The organism is Frankia sp. Mgl5, assembly GCF_023242985.1.
Classification (GTDB): Bacteria; Actinomycetota; Actinomycetes; order Frankiales; family Frankiaceae; genus Parafrankia; species Parafrankia soli.
This window is the reverse complement of record NZ_JALKFY010000187.1, coordinates 1-260: the sequence shown is the minus strand read 5'-3', so window position 1 is coordinate 260 and position 260 is coordinate 1. Positions and strand designations below refer to the sequence as shown.

Sequence of the window (260 nt, the reverse complement as noted above, 5' to 3'; positions counted from 1 at the left end):
GATGGCTGCGCCCAGGCAGGATGTGCTCTGATCGGCGGGGAAACAGCGGAAATGCCCGGCGTGTATGCGGAAGGCGAATACGATATCGCCGGCTTTACGGTCGGTGTGGTCGATGAATCGAAGCTGATTACGGGAGCAACTGTTGCGCCTGGGGACGTTTTGATCGGAATTGCCTCCAGCGGCGTTCACAGCAACGGCTTCTCGCTGGTGCGCAAGGTACTTTTGGCCGACGCTGGGATGTCGCTTGATCAGCACGTGGA

1 protein-coding gene is annotated in these 260 nt (G+C 59.2%); it reads left to right on the top strand.

Translation table 11 applies throughout. The features are described 5' to 3' along the window. The coding region (locus MXD62_RS08930; protein ID WP_248828905.1) for an AIR synthase-related protein at positions 1 to 260 on the top strand (260 nt) is incomplete at both ends.